The organism is Micromonospora sp. AB353 (assembly GCF_049538395.1).
In the GTDB taxonomy this organism is placed as follows: Bacteria; Actinomycetota; Actinomycetes; order Mycobacteriales; family Micromonosporaceae; genus Micromonospora; species Micromonospora aurantiaca.
The window spans coordinates 24,625-40,159 of record NZ_JBMVFV010000002.1 but is presented as its reverse complement, the minus strand read 5'-3'; the positions used below and the strand labels follow the sequence as shown (position 1 = coordinate 40,159).

The 15,535-nt window shown below is 74.0% G+C and carries 13 protein-coding genes; 6 read left to right on the top strand and 7 right to left on the bottom strand.

What is annotated here, in order from left to right; translation table 11 throughout:
- Nucleotides 1-43: 43 nt before the first annotated feature.
- Together ACPCK6_RS01300 and ACPCK6_RS01295 are read left to right on the top strand one after the other, a co-directional pair.
- Nucleotides 44-1,648, top strand: coding sequence for a (2,3-dihydroxybenzoyl)adenylate synthase (locus ACPCK6_RS01300; protein ID WP_423480087.1), 1,605 nt, complete (start codon nt 44-46; stop codon nt 1,646-1,648).
- A complete protein-coding gene (locus tag ACPCK6_RS01295; protein ID WP_423480086.1) occupies nt 1,648-2,130 on the top strand; it encodes a PaaI family thioesterase in 483 nt (160 codons plus the stop codon). The genes ACPCK6_RS01300 and ACPCK6_RS01295 overlap by 1 nt, the downstream gene beginning before the upstream one ends.
- Nucleotides 2,131-2,174: 44 nt before the next feature.
- On the opposite strand, the gene ACPCK6_RS01290 is transcribed toward ACPCK6_RS01295, so the two are convergent.
- Nucleotides 2,175-3,269, bottom strand: a complete 1,095-nt coding sequence (locus ACPCK6_RS01290; RefSeq protein ID WP_423480085.1) for a class I SAM-dependent methyltransferase — start codon at nt 3,267-3,269, stop codon at nt 2,175-2,177.
- Nucleotides 3,270-3,336: 67 nt separating this feature from the next.
- Between ACPCK6_RS01290 and ACPCK6_RS01285 the strand changes: the two genes are divergently transcribed.
- Complete coding sequence (locus ACPCK6_RS01285) at nt 3,337-4,629, top strand: condensation domain-containing protein (protein ID WP_194800073.1); 1,293 nt, start codon at nt 3,337-3,339, stop codon at nt 4,627-4,629.
- A 10-nt stretch (nt 4,630-4,639) separates the two neighbouring features.
- Here ACPCK6_RS01285 and ACPCK6_RS01280 read toward each other — a convergent pair whose 3' ends face one another.
- On the bottom strand, nt 4,640-5,086 hold the full coding sequence (locus ACPCK6_RS01280) for a VOC family protein (RefSeq protein WP_135239725.1): 447 nt from the start codon (nt 5,084-5,086) through the stop codon (nt 4,640-4,642).
- A 96-nt stretch (nt 5,087-5,182) separates the two neighbouring features.
- Here ACPCK6_RS01280 and ACPCK6_RS01275 point away from each other — a divergent pair, with 96 nt between their 5' ends.
- Nucleotides 5,183-6,634, top strand: coding sequence for an MFS transporter (locus tag ACPCK6_RS01275; protein ID WP_396881546.1), 1,452 nt, complete (start codon nt 5,183-5,185; stop codon nt 6,632-6,634).
- A gap of 3 nt (nt 6,635-6,637) precedes the next feature.
- The gene (locus tag ACPCK6_RS01270) at nt 6,638-7,504 is read left to right on the top strand and encodes a thioesterase family protein (protein ID WP_269696772.1); all 867 of its coding nucleotides are present in this window, start codon (nt 6,638-6,640) and stop codon (nt 7,502-7,504) included.
- Nucleotides 7,505-7,508: 4 nt separating this feature from the next.
- Here the strand turns inward: ACPCK6_RS01270 and ACPCK6_RS01265 are convergent, their stop codons facing one another.
- Genes ACPCK6_RS01265 through ACPCK6_RS01250 form a run of 4 tightly spaced genes read right to left on the bottom strand, consistent with a single transcriptional unit; the run spans nt 7,509 to nt 12,368 of the window.
- Nucleotides 7,509-7,916 carry a VOC family protein gene (locus ACPCK6_RS01265; RefSeq protein ID WP_269696771.1) on the bottom strand — a complete coding sequence of 136 codons (408 nt, stop codon included), beginning with the start codon at nt 7,914-7,916 and terminating at the stop codon, nt 7,509-7,511.
- Between the two features lie 9 nt (nt 7,917-7,925).
- Complete coding sequence (locus tag ACPCK6_RS01260) at nt 7,926-9,206, bottom strand: cytochrome P450 (RefSeq protein WP_396881544.1); 1,281 nt, start codon at nt 9,204-9,206, stop codon at nt 7,926-7,928.
- 32 nt (nt 9,207-9,238) lie between these two features.
- A complete protein-coding gene (locus ACPCK6_RS01255) occupies nt 9,239-10,642 on the bottom strand; it encodes an FAD-dependent oxidoreductase (RefSeq protein ID WP_396881543.1) in 1,404 nt (467 codons plus the stop codon).
- Between the two features lies 1 nt (nt 10,643).
- Nucleotides 10,644-12,368 (bottom strand): FAD-dependent oxidoreductase, encoded by a 1,725-nt coding sequence (locus tag ACPCK6_RS01250; protein WP_423480084.1) that lies wholly within the window; start codon nt 12,366-12,368, stop codon nt 10,644-10,646.
- A gap of 73 nt (nt 12,369-12,441) precedes the next feature.
- Here ACPCK6_RS01250 and ACPCK6_RS01245 point away from each other — a divergent pair, with 73 nt between their 5' ends.
- Nucleotides 12,442-13,743 (top strand): condensation domain-containing protein, encoded by a 1,302-nt coding sequence (locus tag ACPCK6_RS01245; protein ID WP_423480083.1) that lies wholly within the window; start codon nt 12,442-12,444, stop codon nt 13,741-13,743.
- A 182-nt stretch (nt 13,744-13,925) separates the two neighbouring features.
- Here the strand turns inward: ACPCK6_RS01245 and ACPCK6_RS01240 are convergent, their stop codons facing one another.
- Nucleotides 13,926-15,305, bottom strand: a complete 1,380-nt coding sequence (locus tag ACPCK6_RS01240) for a cytochrome P450 (RefSeq protein ID WP_216933403.1) — start codon at nt 15,303-15,305, stop codon at nt 13,926-13,928.
- Nucleotides 15,306-15,535: the final 230 nt, after the last annotated feature.

The following is a 15,535-nucleotide window of genomic DNA, read 5'->3' as shown; positions in this document are numbered from 1 at the left end:
CGCCCGAGGCGGACGCGTCCACAGTTGACAGGGGAGTCGTGCGGTGCTGAAAGGTTGTGTCGCCTGGCCCGAGACGGACGCGGAACGCTACCGCGCCGCGGGCATCTGGACCGGTGAGCTGCTCGGCGAGATCGGCCGCGAGGGGGCGCGCCGGCATCCCGGCCGCACCGCCGTCGTCGACGCCGGCGGCCGGATGACCTTCGCCGAACTCGACGCCGCCGCCGACCGGTTCGCCGCCGGTCTGCACCGGCTCGGCCTGCGCGCCGAGGACCGGGTCGTGGTGCAACTGCCGAACACGGCCGCGTTCGTGGTGGTCGCGCTCGGCCTGTTCCGCCTCGGCGCGGTACCGGTGTTCGCGCTGCCGTCGCACCGCGAGGCCGAGCTGACCTACCTGGCCCGGCACACCGAGGCGCGGGCGCTGGTCGTGCCGGACCGCTTCGGCGGGTACGACCACCGGCCGCTGGCCGCGACGGTGGCCGCGTCCGCCGCCGGCCTCGACCACGTCATCGTGGCCGGGGAGCCCGGCCCGCACCTGGCCCTGAGCGAGGTACGCGACGAGCCCCGCGACCTGCCCGCGCCGGACCCCGGCGACGTCGCGTTCTTCCTGCTCTCCGGTGGCACCACCGGGCTGCCGAAGCTGATCCCCCGCACCCACGACGACTACGCCTACCAACTGCGCCGCAGCGCCGAGGCGCTCGGCGTGGACGAGCACGGCGTCTACCTCGCCTCGCTGCCGGCGGCGCACAACGCGGCGCTGGGCTGCCCCGGCGTGCTCGGCACGCTGCGCGCCGGCGGCCGGGTCGTGCTCAGCCCGACACCGAGCCCGGACGACGTGTTCCCCCTGATCACCGCCGAGGGCGTCACACTGACCACGCTGATGCCGCCGCTGCTGGCGGTCTGGCTCGACCTCGCCGGCGACTACGGCGTGGACCTGTCCGGCGTGCTGCTGGAGGTCGGCGGCGCGCCGCTGCGCCCGGAGGTGGCCCGGGAGATCCTGAGCCGGGGGCTGCGGCTGAGCCACTGGTTCGGGATGGCCGAGGGACCCCTGTGGTACACCCGGCTGGACGACCCGCCGGAGACGATCGCCACCACCCAGGGCCGGCCGCTGATCCCGGCCGACGAGTACCGCGTCGTCGACGAGCACGACCGGGACGTCCCGCCGGGCGGCGTCGGCGAGTTCCTGGTCCGCGGGCCGACCACGCTGCGCGGCTACTACGACGCGCCGGAGTACAACGCCACCGCGTTCACCGCCGACGGCTACCTGCGCACGGGCGACCTGGTCCGGCTCACCCCGGAGGGCAACCTGATGGTCGCCGGCCGGATCAAGGACGTGATCAACCGTGGTGGCGAGAAGATCGGCGCGGCCGAGCTGGAGAGCCAGATCGAGGCCCATCCGGCCGTACGCGCCGCCGCCGTCATCGCGGTGCCCGACCCGGCGCTGGGCGAGAAGATCTGCGCCGTGGTGGTCCGGCGCGACGAGGGCGGGGGTCTCGACCTGGCGGAGCTGCGCGCCTTCCTGACCGGCCGGGGGCTGGCCGCGTACAAGCTGCCGGACCGGCTGGAGGTGGTGCCCGCGTTCAGCCACACCGGTGCCGGCAAGGTCGACAAGCGGGCGCTGCGCCGGTCCCTCACCGGGGACGGCGCCTGATGGCCGTACGACGGCTGGACGAGCACAGCGGCCCGCTGGAGACGCACTGCTTCGTGTGCAGCCCGATCAACGAGCACGGGCTGCGGATCCCGTTCTCCTACGACGACGAGCGGGCCGAGGTGCTCGCCTCGTTCACGTTCGCGCAGCGGCACTCCGGCGCGCCGACGTACGTGCACGGCGGGCTGAGCCTGGCCGTGCTGAACGAGGCGATGGCGTGGGCGGTGGTGGCCGGCGCCCGGCGCTTCGCGGTCACCGTCGACACCACGGCCCGGTTCGTCCGGCCGCTGCGCATCGGCGCCGACTACCGGGTGCGTGCCCGGATCGCGACGACCGCCCCCGACCGGCTCGGCACGACGGGCACGATCGTCGACGGCACCGACCGGGTGTGCGTGGAGGCCACCGCGGAGTTCCGGGTGCTGTCCGAGTCGACGGCGAGCCGGCTGAGCGCCCGGGTGGCGGCCCGCCGCGACCCGTCCGCCTGAGCCGCCTGATCCGCGGGGCGGCCCGGCCGGGCCGGCCCCGTGAGTCAGGCCGGCGGGTCCAGGCGGTAGAGGCGGTGGAACCGGTGCTCGACCGGCAGCACCGTGGTCGCGGCGAAACCGGCCCGCTCGGCGTAGCGGCGCACCGTGTCCGGCCGCATGACGGTGCCGGTGCCGGCCGGGGCGCCGCCGTCGTCGCCGTCACCGGTCAGGCCGACCGGCAGGCAGTGCAGCACGCTCACCGCGTACATGAACCGCTCGACCTCACCGGCCGGCGCGGTGAACCGCTCCCCCACCCGCGGCTCCATCAGCAGCACGCAACCACCCGGGCGCAGCAGGTTCCGGGCGGCGGTGAGCACCCGTACCGGCCGGCTCATGTCGTGCAGCGCGTCGAACACGCACACCAGGTCGCCGCGCTCGGCGCCGGGCCGCTCGGCCACGTCGGCGACGGTGAACACGACCCGCTCGGCCAGCCCGGCCGACGCGGCGCGGTCACGGGCCGCGCCGATCGCGGCGGCACCCAGGTCGACGCCGTGGACAGTGGCGAACGGGTACGCCTGCGCCAGCGCCAGCGAGGAGTCACCGGTGCCGCACCCGACGTCGATCACCACCGCGCCGGGCCGGGACAGCCGGGCGTGCACGTCCGGCAGGGCGGTCCGGATCCAGCGCGGCAGTTCGTGGGTGAACACCGGCCGGTTCATGCCGGCCTGCGCGGCGCGGAACTCCTCGCCGTACTCGTCGTATCCCACGCCCTCGCCCTTGGCGTACGCCTCGACCAGCCGGTCGAGCATCGGCGCCAGCCCGGCCACCGGCAGCACCGCGAGGGACAGCACCGCGAACGGGCTGGTGGCGTCGGTGAGCGCCTGCCGGTGTCCCTCCGGCAGGCGGAAGCGGCCGTCCCCGGCGGGCTCGACCACTCCGGCGGCGGCCTGCTGCTCCAGCCACTCGGTGGCGTGCCGGGCGCCGACGCCCGCGCGCGCGGCCAGCTCGGCACCGGTCACCGGCCCGTCGCCGAGCACCCGGTAGAGCCCCAGCCGATGGCCGAGGTACATCGTCATCAGCTCGGCCGCGCCGAGACTGTGCAGGAACAACCGCATCGACAGGGCCTGCGCCTGCCGCGCCGGTGAGCTGGACGGTTCCACCCTCGACCTCGTTTCACCGGCCGGATCGCATTGCGCCGGGCGTCGCCGGATCTCGATACTCCGGGGCATGGGCGTACGCGAAGTGCCGGCCTCGATCGGACAACGGTTGCTGTGGTTCCTGGAGCATTATCGGCCCGACTCGGCATCACTCAACTGCCCCGTCGTGTGCCGCCTGCACGGCCCGCTGGACGTCGGCGAGCTGCAGATCGCGCTGGACCGGCTGGCCGCGCGGCACGAGGCGCTGCGCACCACGCTGGTGCGGCAGGGGCGCAACCTGGTGCAGCACGTGCACGACCCGGCGCCGGTCCGGGTCCGCCACGTCGACCTGCCGGACCCGGACGAGGAGACGCTCGGCGCGGCGGTCGCGGCCGAGGTCCGCGACAACGTGGACGTCAGCGAGTGGCCGGTCCGGGTGACGCTGTGGCGGCTCGGACCGGACGAGCACGTGCTGTCGGTGAACATGCACCACCTGGTCTCCGACGCCTGGTCGTGCGGCATCATCGTGCAGGATCTGATCCGGCTGCTGGAGGCCGGCCCGGACGGCGAGCCGGACCTGACGCCGATCGGCTGGCAGTACCCGGAGTTCGCGCAGTGGCAGCACGAGCTGATGACCAGGGGCGAGCTGAAGCCGCACCAGGACTACTGGACCGGGCAGCTGACCGGGCTGACGCTGCCCGACGTGCCGATGCGTGAGCTGGACCCGCAGGCGCCGCGGCGCAGCTACCTGGAGGCCGAGACCATCGACCGCGAGACGTTCAACCGGCTGCGGCTGCTGGCCCGCACCGAGCGGACCACGCTGTTCACGGTGATGCTCTCGCTGTACTACCTGATCCTGCAGCGGGAGACCGGCAGCACCGACCTGGCGGTCGCGTCGTTGTTCGCCAACCGCTCCCGCCGCGAGGTGCAGTCGACCGTCGGGTTCTTCGCCAACATGCTGATGCTGCGCACGCGGATCCCGCAGGGGGCGAGCTTCCGCGAGGTGGTGCAGGCGACCCGCCGGACCGTGGTGGACGCGTTCCTGCACGAGGGCATCCCGTACCAGATGCTGCCGGTGCGGTTCCAGACGAACGGGCGGCGCGCCGACGACGTGGTGTTCCAGATGCTGCTCACGCCACCACCGGGCACGAAGGTCACCGCGCGGGGCGTCGACTTCGACCTCTACGTGCCGGAGGCGCTGCGCAGCCGGTTCGGGCTGGAACTGGGGCTGATCCCGCAACCCGGCGGCGACTGCCGGGCGCTGCTGTTCTACGACGACCAGTTCGACCCGGAGTGGGCGCGGGCGTTCCTCACCGACTACGTCGCGCTGGCCGTGCGGGCGGCGGGCGCGCCGGACCGGCGGCCGCAGCCGGACCCGGTCTGACGCGACGGCGCTACGCCGGGCGTACCTCGCGCCAGCCCGGCGCCAGCCGCACCTCGTCGGTCAGGTGCTGCCAGAACGTCCACTGGTGCCCGCCCGGGTCGGTGACGATGTAGATCCGAGCCCCGTACGGCTGGTCCTCCGGCTCGGGCGCGTCCACACCGGCCGCGACAGTGGCCTTGTGGTGGGCGTCGACGTCCTCGACGTACACGATGCACATGTGCCCGACCGGGCCGGGCGCCGACTGCTTCGCCCAGTAGCCGGGGTCGGCGCCGTGCAGCATGATGAGCGTGTCCCCGGCGTGCAGCTCCGCCTCCCGGACCACACCGGCCTCGTCGAGGTAGCGGACCTTCTCGGTGAAGCCGAACGTGCGGACCAGCCAGTCCAGCGCGGCGCCCGCGTCCTCGTAGTAGAGATACGGACTGTAACCCCGATAGTGTGTTCCGGTGAGATCGGCCATGCGGGCAGTATGCCAGCCCCGGCCGCCGCTCCCGAGCGCACGAGCCTCCCCGCCGCCGGCGCGTCCCGGGCCGGCCCGAGCCCTTGGAGCCCGCAAGTGACGACGACAGGAAAGGCGGCGCCGGCGCCGGCCCGCGCCGCCGGCGCGCCGAGCGGGGCGATCCTCGCGGTGGTCTGCCTCGCCCAGTTCATGGTGATCCTCGACGTCGCGATCGTGAACCTGGCGCTGGACCGGATGGGCGAGTCGCTGGCCATGGGCCCGGCCGAGCTGCAGTGGGTGGTGAACGCGTACACCATCGTCTTCGCCGGGTTCCTGCTGCTCGGCGGCCGCACCGCCGACCTGTTCGGACGCAAGCGGATGTTCCTCACCGGCCTGACCGTCTTCACCGTGGCCAGCCTCGTCGGCGGCTTCGCGCCGAACGCGGGCACGCTGATCGCCGCCCGGGCGGTGCAGGGCCTCGGCGGCGCGATCCTCGCCCCGACCACGCTGACGGTGCTGGTCACCACGTTCACCGACCCGAAGCAGCGAGGGCGGGCGATCGGCCTGTGGAGCGCGGTGGCCGCGTCCGCCGGCGCGATCGGCTCGCTGGCCGGCGGCGTGCTCACCGACCTGCTCAGCTGGCGCTGGGTGCTGTTCTGCAACGTGCCGCTGGGCGTACTGCTGTTCGCCGGCGCGGCCTGGGCGCTCACCGAGTCGGCGCCGGCCGCCGGGGCGCGCCGCCGCCTCGACGTCACCGGCGCGGTCACCGTCACCGCGGGTCTGGCCACGCTCGTGTACGGCATCGTCGGCGTACGGGAGCACCCATTCCTCTCCGCTCCCGTCCTGGTGCCGATCGCGGTCGGCGTCCTGCTGCTGGCGGTGTTCCTGGTGGTCGAGACGCGGGCGGCCGAGCCGATCATGCCGCCGGGTTTCTTCCGGCACCGCAACGTCGCGCTCGCCAACGTCATCGCGCTGGTGGGCGGCACCGCGATGGTGTCGATGTTCTTCTTCCTGTCGCTCTTCCTCCAGCAGGTCCTCGGCTACCGGCCGATCGAGGCCGGGCTGGCGTTCCTGCCGCTGTCGATCGGCATCGTCGCCGGCTCCGGCGTCTCCACGAAGCTACTGCCCGGCACCGGTCCCCGGCTGCCGCTGGTGGCCGGTGGCGTGGTCGCCGCGGCCGGGCTGCTGTGGCTGTCCCGGACGCCGGCCGACGCGACGTTCCTGGTCGACCTGCTCGCCCCGACGGTGCTGATCGGACTGGGCATCGGCATCGTGATGGTGCCGATCACCGCGGCCGCCACCAGCGGCATCCCGCCGGCCCAGGCGGGCCTGGCGTCCGGGGTCATCAGCAGCACCCGGCAGCTCGGCGGCGCGATCGGCCTGGCCACGCTGGTCACCGCCGCCGTGGCGCACGCGTCGCACCTGGCCGACGCGGGGCGGTCCCCGGCTGTCGCGCTGGCCGCCGGGTACGACCGCGGCTTCCTGCTGGCCGCCGTGCTCATCGGTGTCGGCACCGTGGTCAGCCTGCTGACGCCGGGCCGCCCGGCGACGCCGGCGACGGCGGGCTGAGCCGTGGGCCACCTCGCCGAGGACACCACCATCGAACCGGCCGGCGACGGCCTGTTCCGGGCGAAGCTGTGCTCGGACTGGGCGCTGATGGGCCCGAACGGCGGCTACCTGGCCGCGGTGGCGCTGCGCGCCGCCCAGCAGACCCTGTCCCTGCCCCGCCCGGCGAGCCTGTCCTGCCAGTTCCTGAGCCCGCCCCGGTTCGGCTACGTCGACCTGGCGGTGGTGACGTTGCGGGCGACCCGCCGGGCGGCGGCGGCCCGGGTGTCCATGACGCAGTTCGGCCGGCCGGTGCTGGAGGCGATGGTGTGGGCGGCGCACGACGGGCTCACCGGCCCGGACGGGCCGTGGACGCCGATGCCCGAGGTGCCCGGTCCGGACGAGCTGCCCGACCTGCGGGAGCTGCTGGAGGCGGAGGGGCGGGGCGTGCCGCCCTGGCACGACTGCGTCACGCTGCGGGAGCTGGCCGGGCGGACCACGCTGGAGACGCCGGCGCCGGTGGCGTTCAGCTGGGCCCGGTTCCAGCCGCAGGCCACCTTCGACGACCCGTGGCTGGACGCCTGCCGCTCGGTGATCCTGGTGGACAGTCTCCAGTGGCCGGCGGTGATGAACGCGTTCCCGGAGCTGGAGACACAGTTGTTCGCCCCGAGCATCGACCTCTACGTGGCGTTCCACGACAGCGCCCCGGGCGACGAGTGGCTGCTGGTGAACGCGGCCGGGGTGGCGTCGCACCGGGGCGTGCTGGGTGGGGCGGCCCAGGTCTGGGCGCCGGACGGCCGGCTGGTGGCGGCGGGGATGCAGCAGATGCTGAGCACCTCCACCCGGCGGGGCGCCGCGATGGCACCCCGCCAGGTGCAGCCGACCCGCTCGTGAGCCGCTAGGCCGGGGCCGGGGTGCTGCCGGGCTGATAGGTGCCGATGATCCAGACGTTGCCCTCGAGGTCCCGGGCGGCGTACCCGCGGGACGTGCCGAAGTCCTCGTCCTTGAGTTCCCGGATGATCTCCGCGCCGGCCGCGACGGCGCGGGCGTGGTGCGCGTCCGGGTCGTCCACCACGAGGTAGAGGCCGCCCTGCCCGACCTCGGTGGCCAGGCGGGTGCCGGTGCCGACGGAATTGACCATCACCGCTGAGCCGCGCCAGCCGAGCTCGGCGTGCGCGATGGTCCCCTCGGGGCCGGGGAACACCACGTTCTTGGTGAACCCGAACGCCTCGACCAGCCATTCGATCGCCTTTTCGGCATCCCGGTACAGCAGACACGGGTAGATGCCGACCGCATTCTCCGTCATGCCCGAACGCTACGACGCGGGCCAGCGCACCAACAGCCGTTCAGGTCCGTGGAACGAGGTGTTCGGGGCGTGACCGAAGTCCTGGCCGGGCACCAGTTCCAGCGCGGGCAGACGGCGGGTCAGTTCCTCCAGGACGACACGCAGTTGCAGCCGGGCCAGGTGCGCGCCGAGGCAGGCGTGGTTGCCGTCGCCGAAGGCCAGGTGCCGGCGCACGCCGCGCCGGGCCGGATCGAACGTGTCCGGGTCGGCGAACATCTCGGCGTCCCGGTTGGCCGACGCCGTCACCAGCAGCAGCCGGGCCCCGGCGGCCAGCGGCACGCCACCCAGGACGGTGTCCCGGACCACCCGGCGCCGCCAGGCGACGACGGGGGGCCGCAGCCGCAGGCACTCCTCCACCGCGGCCGGGATGCCGGCCGGGTCGGCGCACAGCGCCGCCCACGCACCCGGCGTCTCCAGCAGCGTCCGCACCGCGTTGGCCGCGCCGGACGCCGTGGTCTCGTGCGCCGCGGTGGTGCCGTTGAGCACCAGCGACTGCAGGTACGAGTCGCTGAACAGCTCCGGGTTGCGGGCCTGGGCGCGGACCGCGTGGGCGATCCAGCCGGCGCCCCGGCCCTCGGCCTCCTTGAGCCCGCTCACCAGGCGGGCGGCGTACTGCCAGTACCGGCCCATCACGTCGCACGCGGCCACCTGCTCGTCGTCGGTGGGCAGCCCCCAGTTGAACACGGCCTGGGACACCGAGTAGCCGCGCACCTCGGCCAGGTCCTCGTCCGGTACGCCCATGAAGACGGCGACGACCAGGGCGGGCACCTCCCACAGCAGCTCGGCCACCAGGTCGGCGTGGCCCCGGCCGGCGAACGCGTCGATCCGCTCGCCGACGAGCGCGCGCACACGTGGTTCCAGCCGCTGCACCCGGCGCCGGGTGAACGGCCTGGCGAGCCGGCGCCGCCGCCGCAGGTGCACCGGCTCGTCCTCGTTCGCCAGCACCGGGCCGCCGGTGAACCGCCGCCGGACCAGCTCGCGCAGGGCGGGGCGGGACAGCGGGCGGTACGGGTCCATCGCGTTTGCGGCCGAGAACGTGTCCGGGTCGCCGAACACGGCACGCACGTCCCGGTACCGGGTGACGATCCAGTAGTCGAGGCCGGGGTGGTGGAAGACCGGCCGTTCGGCGCGGGCCCCGGCCAGACTCGCCCCGGCTTCGGCGTTGTAGGCGGGGCCGAACGGCTCGAAGTCCGCGGCGCCGGTCACCGGGCAGCGGGCGGGCGCGTCGGTCCGGGCGGGTCGTGCGTCCATGGTGGCCTCCGAAGGTGCCGTCCGGTCGCGGCTCAGGCGGCGACTATCGCCTCGAACTCCCGCCGGGCCGGACCCTCGACGACGTCGTCGGTGACGGTCCGGCCGTCGAGGAACCCGGTCACCCGGCGCACCACGTCGCGGTCGCCGAGCAGCTGTGCGGGTGTGATGAGCAGGTGCGCCATCCGGCCGAGCGCGCGGGCGACGACCTCGTCCCGCCCGGCCAGCACCTCCATGCCGGCCATGAAGCGGGCGAACGGGTCGTCGGACACCGGCGGTGGCTGGCCGCGCAGCCCGGCCGCCATCCGCCGCAGACCGGCGGTGTCGGCGGTGACCTGGGTGCGGTACCACACGCCGAGGTTGCGGGCGGTCCACGCCTCGAACGCGTCGGTGAACGCCGCCGAGCCCGGGTCACCCGTCGTGTCCAGGGTGCGGGCGAGCTGCTGGGCGTGCAGGAACGCGATCGAGACGCCCCGGCCGTACGTCGGGTTCGTCTGGAGGGCGGCGTCGCCGAGCAGGACCAGCCCGGCCAGCGCCGGTCCGTCGTCGTCGTGCATCCGCTGCCAGCGGTTGGCGATGCCGGACATGGTGCGTACCGGTCCCTGCGGTACGCCCCGGCGGGCCCAGCGGTGGGTGTGCGGCACCGCGGCGATGAACCGGTCCCACGTGGCCGGGCGGCGCAGGGCGTGACGCAGCTCGTCCTGGTCGGACAGCGTCACCGACAGCGAGAACGTGCCGTTGTCGGCCGGGAACGCGAGCGTGGCGGCGTACCCGAGGCTCATCGCGAGCGGCCGATCAAGCGGCGGCAGCTCGGCGCCGGGCCGCAGCCGGTAGTGCCGGGTCAGGTAGACGAACCCGCACGGATGCACCAGCGCGGGCGGGCGGCGCACGTCGATCGAGTCGAGCAGCCGGGCGTGCCGTCCGGCGGCGTCCACGACGAGGTCGGCGGACACCACCTCACCGGAGTCGAGCCGGACGCCGTCCACGGTCGGCACGCCGCCGTCCGGGCGCCCGGTGACCAGCGCGCGGGCGGTCGCACCGGGTCGCAGCCGTACGGTCGGTTCGCGTCCGACGGCGCGGCGCAGCACCGCCTCGTGCATCAGCCGCCGGGCGGCGAGCGCGAACTCGTCGGCCGGGGGCGGCCCGGTGTGCAGGCGGCTGACCGGCACCCGCACCGCGCCGGCCGCGACGAGGTCGTCCAGGACGTCCGGCGCCTCCTCGGCCAGCACCCGGCACGACCGGGCCAGGAACTTGTGGGAGTGCCGTCCCTGCGGCAGGCCCGGCCGGTGCCAGTCGGTGAACCACCGGTCCGCGCCCGCGCCGTCCGGCGGCGCGGCGGCGTCGCGTTCCAGCAGCGTCACCTCGTGGCCCCGGCGGGCACAGAACAACGCGGCGGCCAGGCCCGCCATGCCGGCCCCGACGACGGCGATCCGGCTCACGTCAGCGGCGGATGTTGGAGAAGAACCGGATCGCGGTACGCCGCAGCGCCGGCTCGGACCACTGTGGCGGCTCGACCGGTTCGCCGGCGCGGCCGAGGACGGTGGTGAGGGCGTCGCGCAGCGCCCGCTCCGGGTCGTCGGGCCGGGACAGGGCCCGCCACACCACGTAGCCGTCCGGCCGGACCAGGACGGCGGTGTCCGGGCCGAGGTCGTATCGGCGTGCCGCCTCGCCGGTGTGGTCGGTCAGGTCGGCGCCGAAGGCGTACACCGGCAGGGGCACGCCCAGCGCGGCGGCCTGCTTCTCGGCGGCGGCCCGCCACGGCGTGCCGGGCGAGCCGAGCAGCAGCACGTGGTCGCGGCCGAACAGGTCCAGCAGCGAGATCTCCCGGTCGCCGTGCCGGACCGGCACGTGCGGCGCGCGGCTGCCCGGGCGGGCCTGCGCCAGTTCCGGATCCTCCAGCAGGTCGCCGTCGTCGTCGGGTTCGGTGCCGACGAACGGCGAGTGGACCCGGTAGCCCAGATGCTCCCAGACCGGGCTCACCTCCTCGGCGAACTGCAACGTCTTGAGCTGCGGCGCCATCCGCTCGGAGAGGCGGTGCAGCTGCCGGTTGGCGGTCGACTCCCCCACCGGCCGCCGCTCGGCGTCGTAGCCGGTGAGCAGGTTCGGCCCGGCGTATCCGGCGACGACGGCGGCGATGCGCCAGGCGATGTCGTAGCCGTCCTGGATCGCGGTGGCGCCGCCCAGGCCGCCGGTCTGCGGCATGACGTGCGCGCTGTCGCCGGCCAGGAACACCCGGCCCTCGCGCATCCGGTCGGCCACCCGGTGGGCGATGACGAACGTGGACTGGTCGGTGATGGTCACCTCCAGGTCCGGCTCCACCATGGCCTTGCGGACCAGTTCCACGCAGCGCTCGTCGGTGAAGTCGTCGTCGCTCTCGCCGCGCTCGATGAAGTAGTTGATGCCGAGCAGGTGGGCGCCGGAGACGCCGAACACCTCGCGGGCGTTCTCCAGGTACGCGTACAGGCCGGTGAACTCGTCGTTCTTGAAGTACGTCAGCAGCGCCTTGCGCCCGGCCAGCAGCTCGGTCAGGTCGGCGTCGAAGAGGATGGTCCGGCACCGCCACAGCTCGCCGACGCCGTGCGTGGGCAGTTCCAGCCACTCGCGGACCGGCGCCTGCCAGCCGTCGGCGGCCACCAGGTAGTCGGCGGCCACCCGGTAGCGGCGGCCGGTGGGCAGGTCGACGAGGGTGGCCACCACGCCGTCGTCGTCCTCGTCGAAGGACTCCAGCCGGGTGGAGAAGCGCAGGTCGCCGCCGAGTTCCTCGGCGGTGCGGCGCAGGATCGCCTCGATCTTGGACTGCGGCAGGGCGCCGAAGCCGGCCGGGGTCAGCCGGATCAGCCGCGACATGGTGTCGTCGTTGCCGGCCAGGAGGACCTCCGGGTTCGGATCCTTCATGTCGGTGGCGATGGTGATGTGGGCCTCGTTGACGAAGTCGATGACGTCGGCGGCGAGGATCTTCTCCTCCAGGCCGGGGATCTGGCGCAGCAGCTCCATGCTGCGGTGCACGATGCCGAAGGCCTTCGGCTGCACCGAGGTGCTCGGATGGCGTTCGACGAGGGTCACCGGCACACCGCGCCAGGCCAGGAAGAGCGCCGCGGTGAGCCCGGCGTAGCCGGCGCCGACGACGATGACCCGGGTCCGGTGTTCGATCGCATCCTCAGACATGGGTTAGGACTACCACGAGTGTCCGGACCGGCAGTAGAGCGCAGATAGCAGATACGCCCATAGACTCCTCACCATGTCGTACACGGAGATCCCGGCCTCCATCGGTCAGCGGCTGATGTGGTTCCTGGCGCACTACCGAGCCGAGACGGCGTCAGTCAACTGCCCGGCCGGCTTCCGCATCCGCGGGCCGCTCGACCCCGGCAAGCTGGCCGGCACCGTCGACATCCTGATGCGGCGGCACGAGTCGCTGCGCACCACGCTGCACCGGCGCGGGCGCGACCTGGTGCAGCGCGTCCACGAGCCCGGCCCGACCCGGGTCGAGTGGACCGAGCTGCCGGCCGGCGCGGAAGCGGAGGTCCAGCGGCAGTACGCCGAGGAGCTGCGCGCCCCGATCGCCGTCGAGCAGGCCCCGGTGCGCTGGCACGCCTGGCGGATCGGCGCCGACGACCACGTGCTCTGCGCCAACATGCACCACCTGGTCTCCGACGCCTGGTCCTGCGGGGTGCTGATCAACGACGTGATCGCGCTGCTCGGTGACGGCGCGCCACCCGCTCCGGTCGGCTGGCAGTACCGGCAGTTCTCCGTCTGGCAGCACGAGCAGAGCGCCTCCGGGCAGCTGCGCGCCGACCACGACTACTGGGCCGCCAAGCTCGACGGGATGCGGGTGCCCGACCTGCCCGCACGGCGCCCCGGGCAGGGCGCGCCGCGCCCCGGGCTGGCGCTGCACGAGTTCGGCGACGCGGACGCGGCGGCGCTGCGCGCGTTCGCCAGGGCCGAGCGGACCACGCTGTTCCCGGTGATGCTGGGCCTCTACTACCTGCTGCTGCACACCGAGACCGGCGCCGACGATCTGGCGGTGGCCTCGCTGTTCGCCAACCGCACCCGGCCGGAGGTGCAGCTGACCGTCGGCTTCTTCGCCAACATGCTGGTGCTGCGTACCCGGCTGGCCGACGGCGGCTCGTTCCGCGACCTGCTCGCCGCGACCCGCCGTACCGTCCTGGACGCCGTCGTGCACCAGGGCGTGCCCTACCAGACGGTGCCGGTGCCGGCGCTGCGCGAGGCCGGCGGCCGGGTCAACGACGTGGTCTTCCAGATGCTGCCGGACCGGGCGCCGGACTCCTGGTCGCCGACGGCCGTGCGCAACGGGCTGGAGATCGACACGTTCCGGCCCAGCCAGGGGCTGAGCCGCTTCGGCCTGAGCCTGACCGTCATCCCCCGCGCCGACCGGTTCGACGCCCGGCTGTCCTACGCCGAGGACCAGTTCGAGCCGGCCTGGGCGCAGGACTTCGTCCGCCGCTACGCGGAGCTGGCCGGGCTCGTCCTGGCCGACCCGGACGCGCCGCTGCGCCGCCTGGTCGCCGCCGCCGGCCGCTGAGCCGCCAACGGTCGCCGAGCCGCCGCCGGCCGCTGAGCTCTCGGCCGCACCCGGCCGCGCCGTCGGGCGCACGGTCGCGGCGTCAGGCACGCTCCGGGGGCCGTCGGGCGCGGTCCCGGGCCGACCGCCGACACGGGACGGGCCGGCCCTCGTCGAGGGCCGGCCCGATCGATCGGTACGTCTCAGGCGCTCGCCGCCTGCTTACGCGGCTCGGCCACGACAGTCGCCCCCTCGGACGGGGTGAGCAGCACGTGCGAGGTCTTCTGCGCCTCCGGACCGGCGCCGTCGGGGCGGCGCAGGTCCATCCGCTTGATCACCTCGGGGATGACCGCCTTCATCTCGATCATGGCGAACTGCGCGCCCAGGCAGTGCCGCCGCCCACCGCCGAACGGCAGGAACGCAGACTTCGGCACGTCCTCGCCGAGGAAACGGTCCGGCCGGAACTCCTCCGGCGACTCGAACGACTCCTCCCGGCCGTGCAGCAGCGGCACCGACGGCGCCACCCACCAGCCGCCCGGCACGGTGTAGCCGCCGATCTCCAGCGGGCCGGACAGCGCCCGGGGCATCACCGGCACGATCGGCCGGGTCCGCATCGTCTCCTTGATGACTGCCTCCAGGTACGTCTCGTCGCCGTCCTTGGTCTCCTCCAGCAGTCGCCGGTAGACGTCGGGGTGACGGACGAGCCGCTCGAAGACCCAGGCCATCGCCGCGGCGGTCGTCTCGTATCCCGCCTCCAGCAGCGTCATGAGCGCGTCGCGCAGCTCCAGGTCGGTCATCGGCGTGCCCTCGTCGTCCGCGGCACGCAGCAACTGGGACATGATGTCCTTGCGCTCGGCGTTGTCCGGCTCGGCCCGCCGCCGCCGGATCTCGTCGTAGAGGATCGCGTCGCAGTCCGCGCGCGCCTGGGTGAACCGGGCCGCCGCGCTGCCCGGGATCTTGCGGAAGATCGGCTCGATGCCGGCCCACGCCGAGCGGGACAGCACGAACGCCAGCGTCTCCATGCTGGACGCCGACGCGGTCAGCCGGGGCAGCATCTCCCGCAACTGGGCGACCCGTTCGAGGTCGCGGATGCCGAACACGACGCGCAGGAGCACGTCCAGCGCGATGGTCTGCATCTTGGGCCGGACCGGGAACGGCGTGCCGACCGGCCAGGTGGCCACCGACTCGACCGCGATGCGGCGGATCTCCTCCTGGTAGCTCTGCAGGTAGCGGGTGTGGAACGCCGACCCGATCATCTTGCGCTGCCGCAGCCACTCGTCGCCGTCGAGCACCAGGATCGAGTAGTCGCCCACCATCCGCTGCAGGAAGTCCTGCCGGGTACGGCCGGCGTTGCCGACGCTGCGGTCGGTGGCGAACACCTGGCGGGCGAGGTCCGGGTTGGCGACGTACACGATCGGCGGCATGCCGATCAGCGACACCGTGAAGATGTCGCCGTACTTGCGGTGGTTCTGGTCGAGGTAGTCGATCGGACCCCGGACGAACGACGCGGTCTGTACGAACCGCGGCGCGTTCGACCCCGGTGGAGTCTTCGAGGTGGTCGACCTGGTCGGAGCGGAAGTCATGCCAGTCTCCCCTGTGGGCAGGCGACGATCGCCACGGATGCACGCGTGGACGCTGCGGCGGCCGCCCCGTAACGAGGCCCGTTGCCCGCCCGGAGCACGCTCGCGGTGTCCCCGGCAGCGTCGCCCGCCGCGCCGCCGCCGCACAAGCGTTCAGGACGCCGCGCAACTGCGACCGGTCCGCAGTCGACCGGCCGGGCGGTACGGTGCCACGACCGTACCCAGCCCGTGCG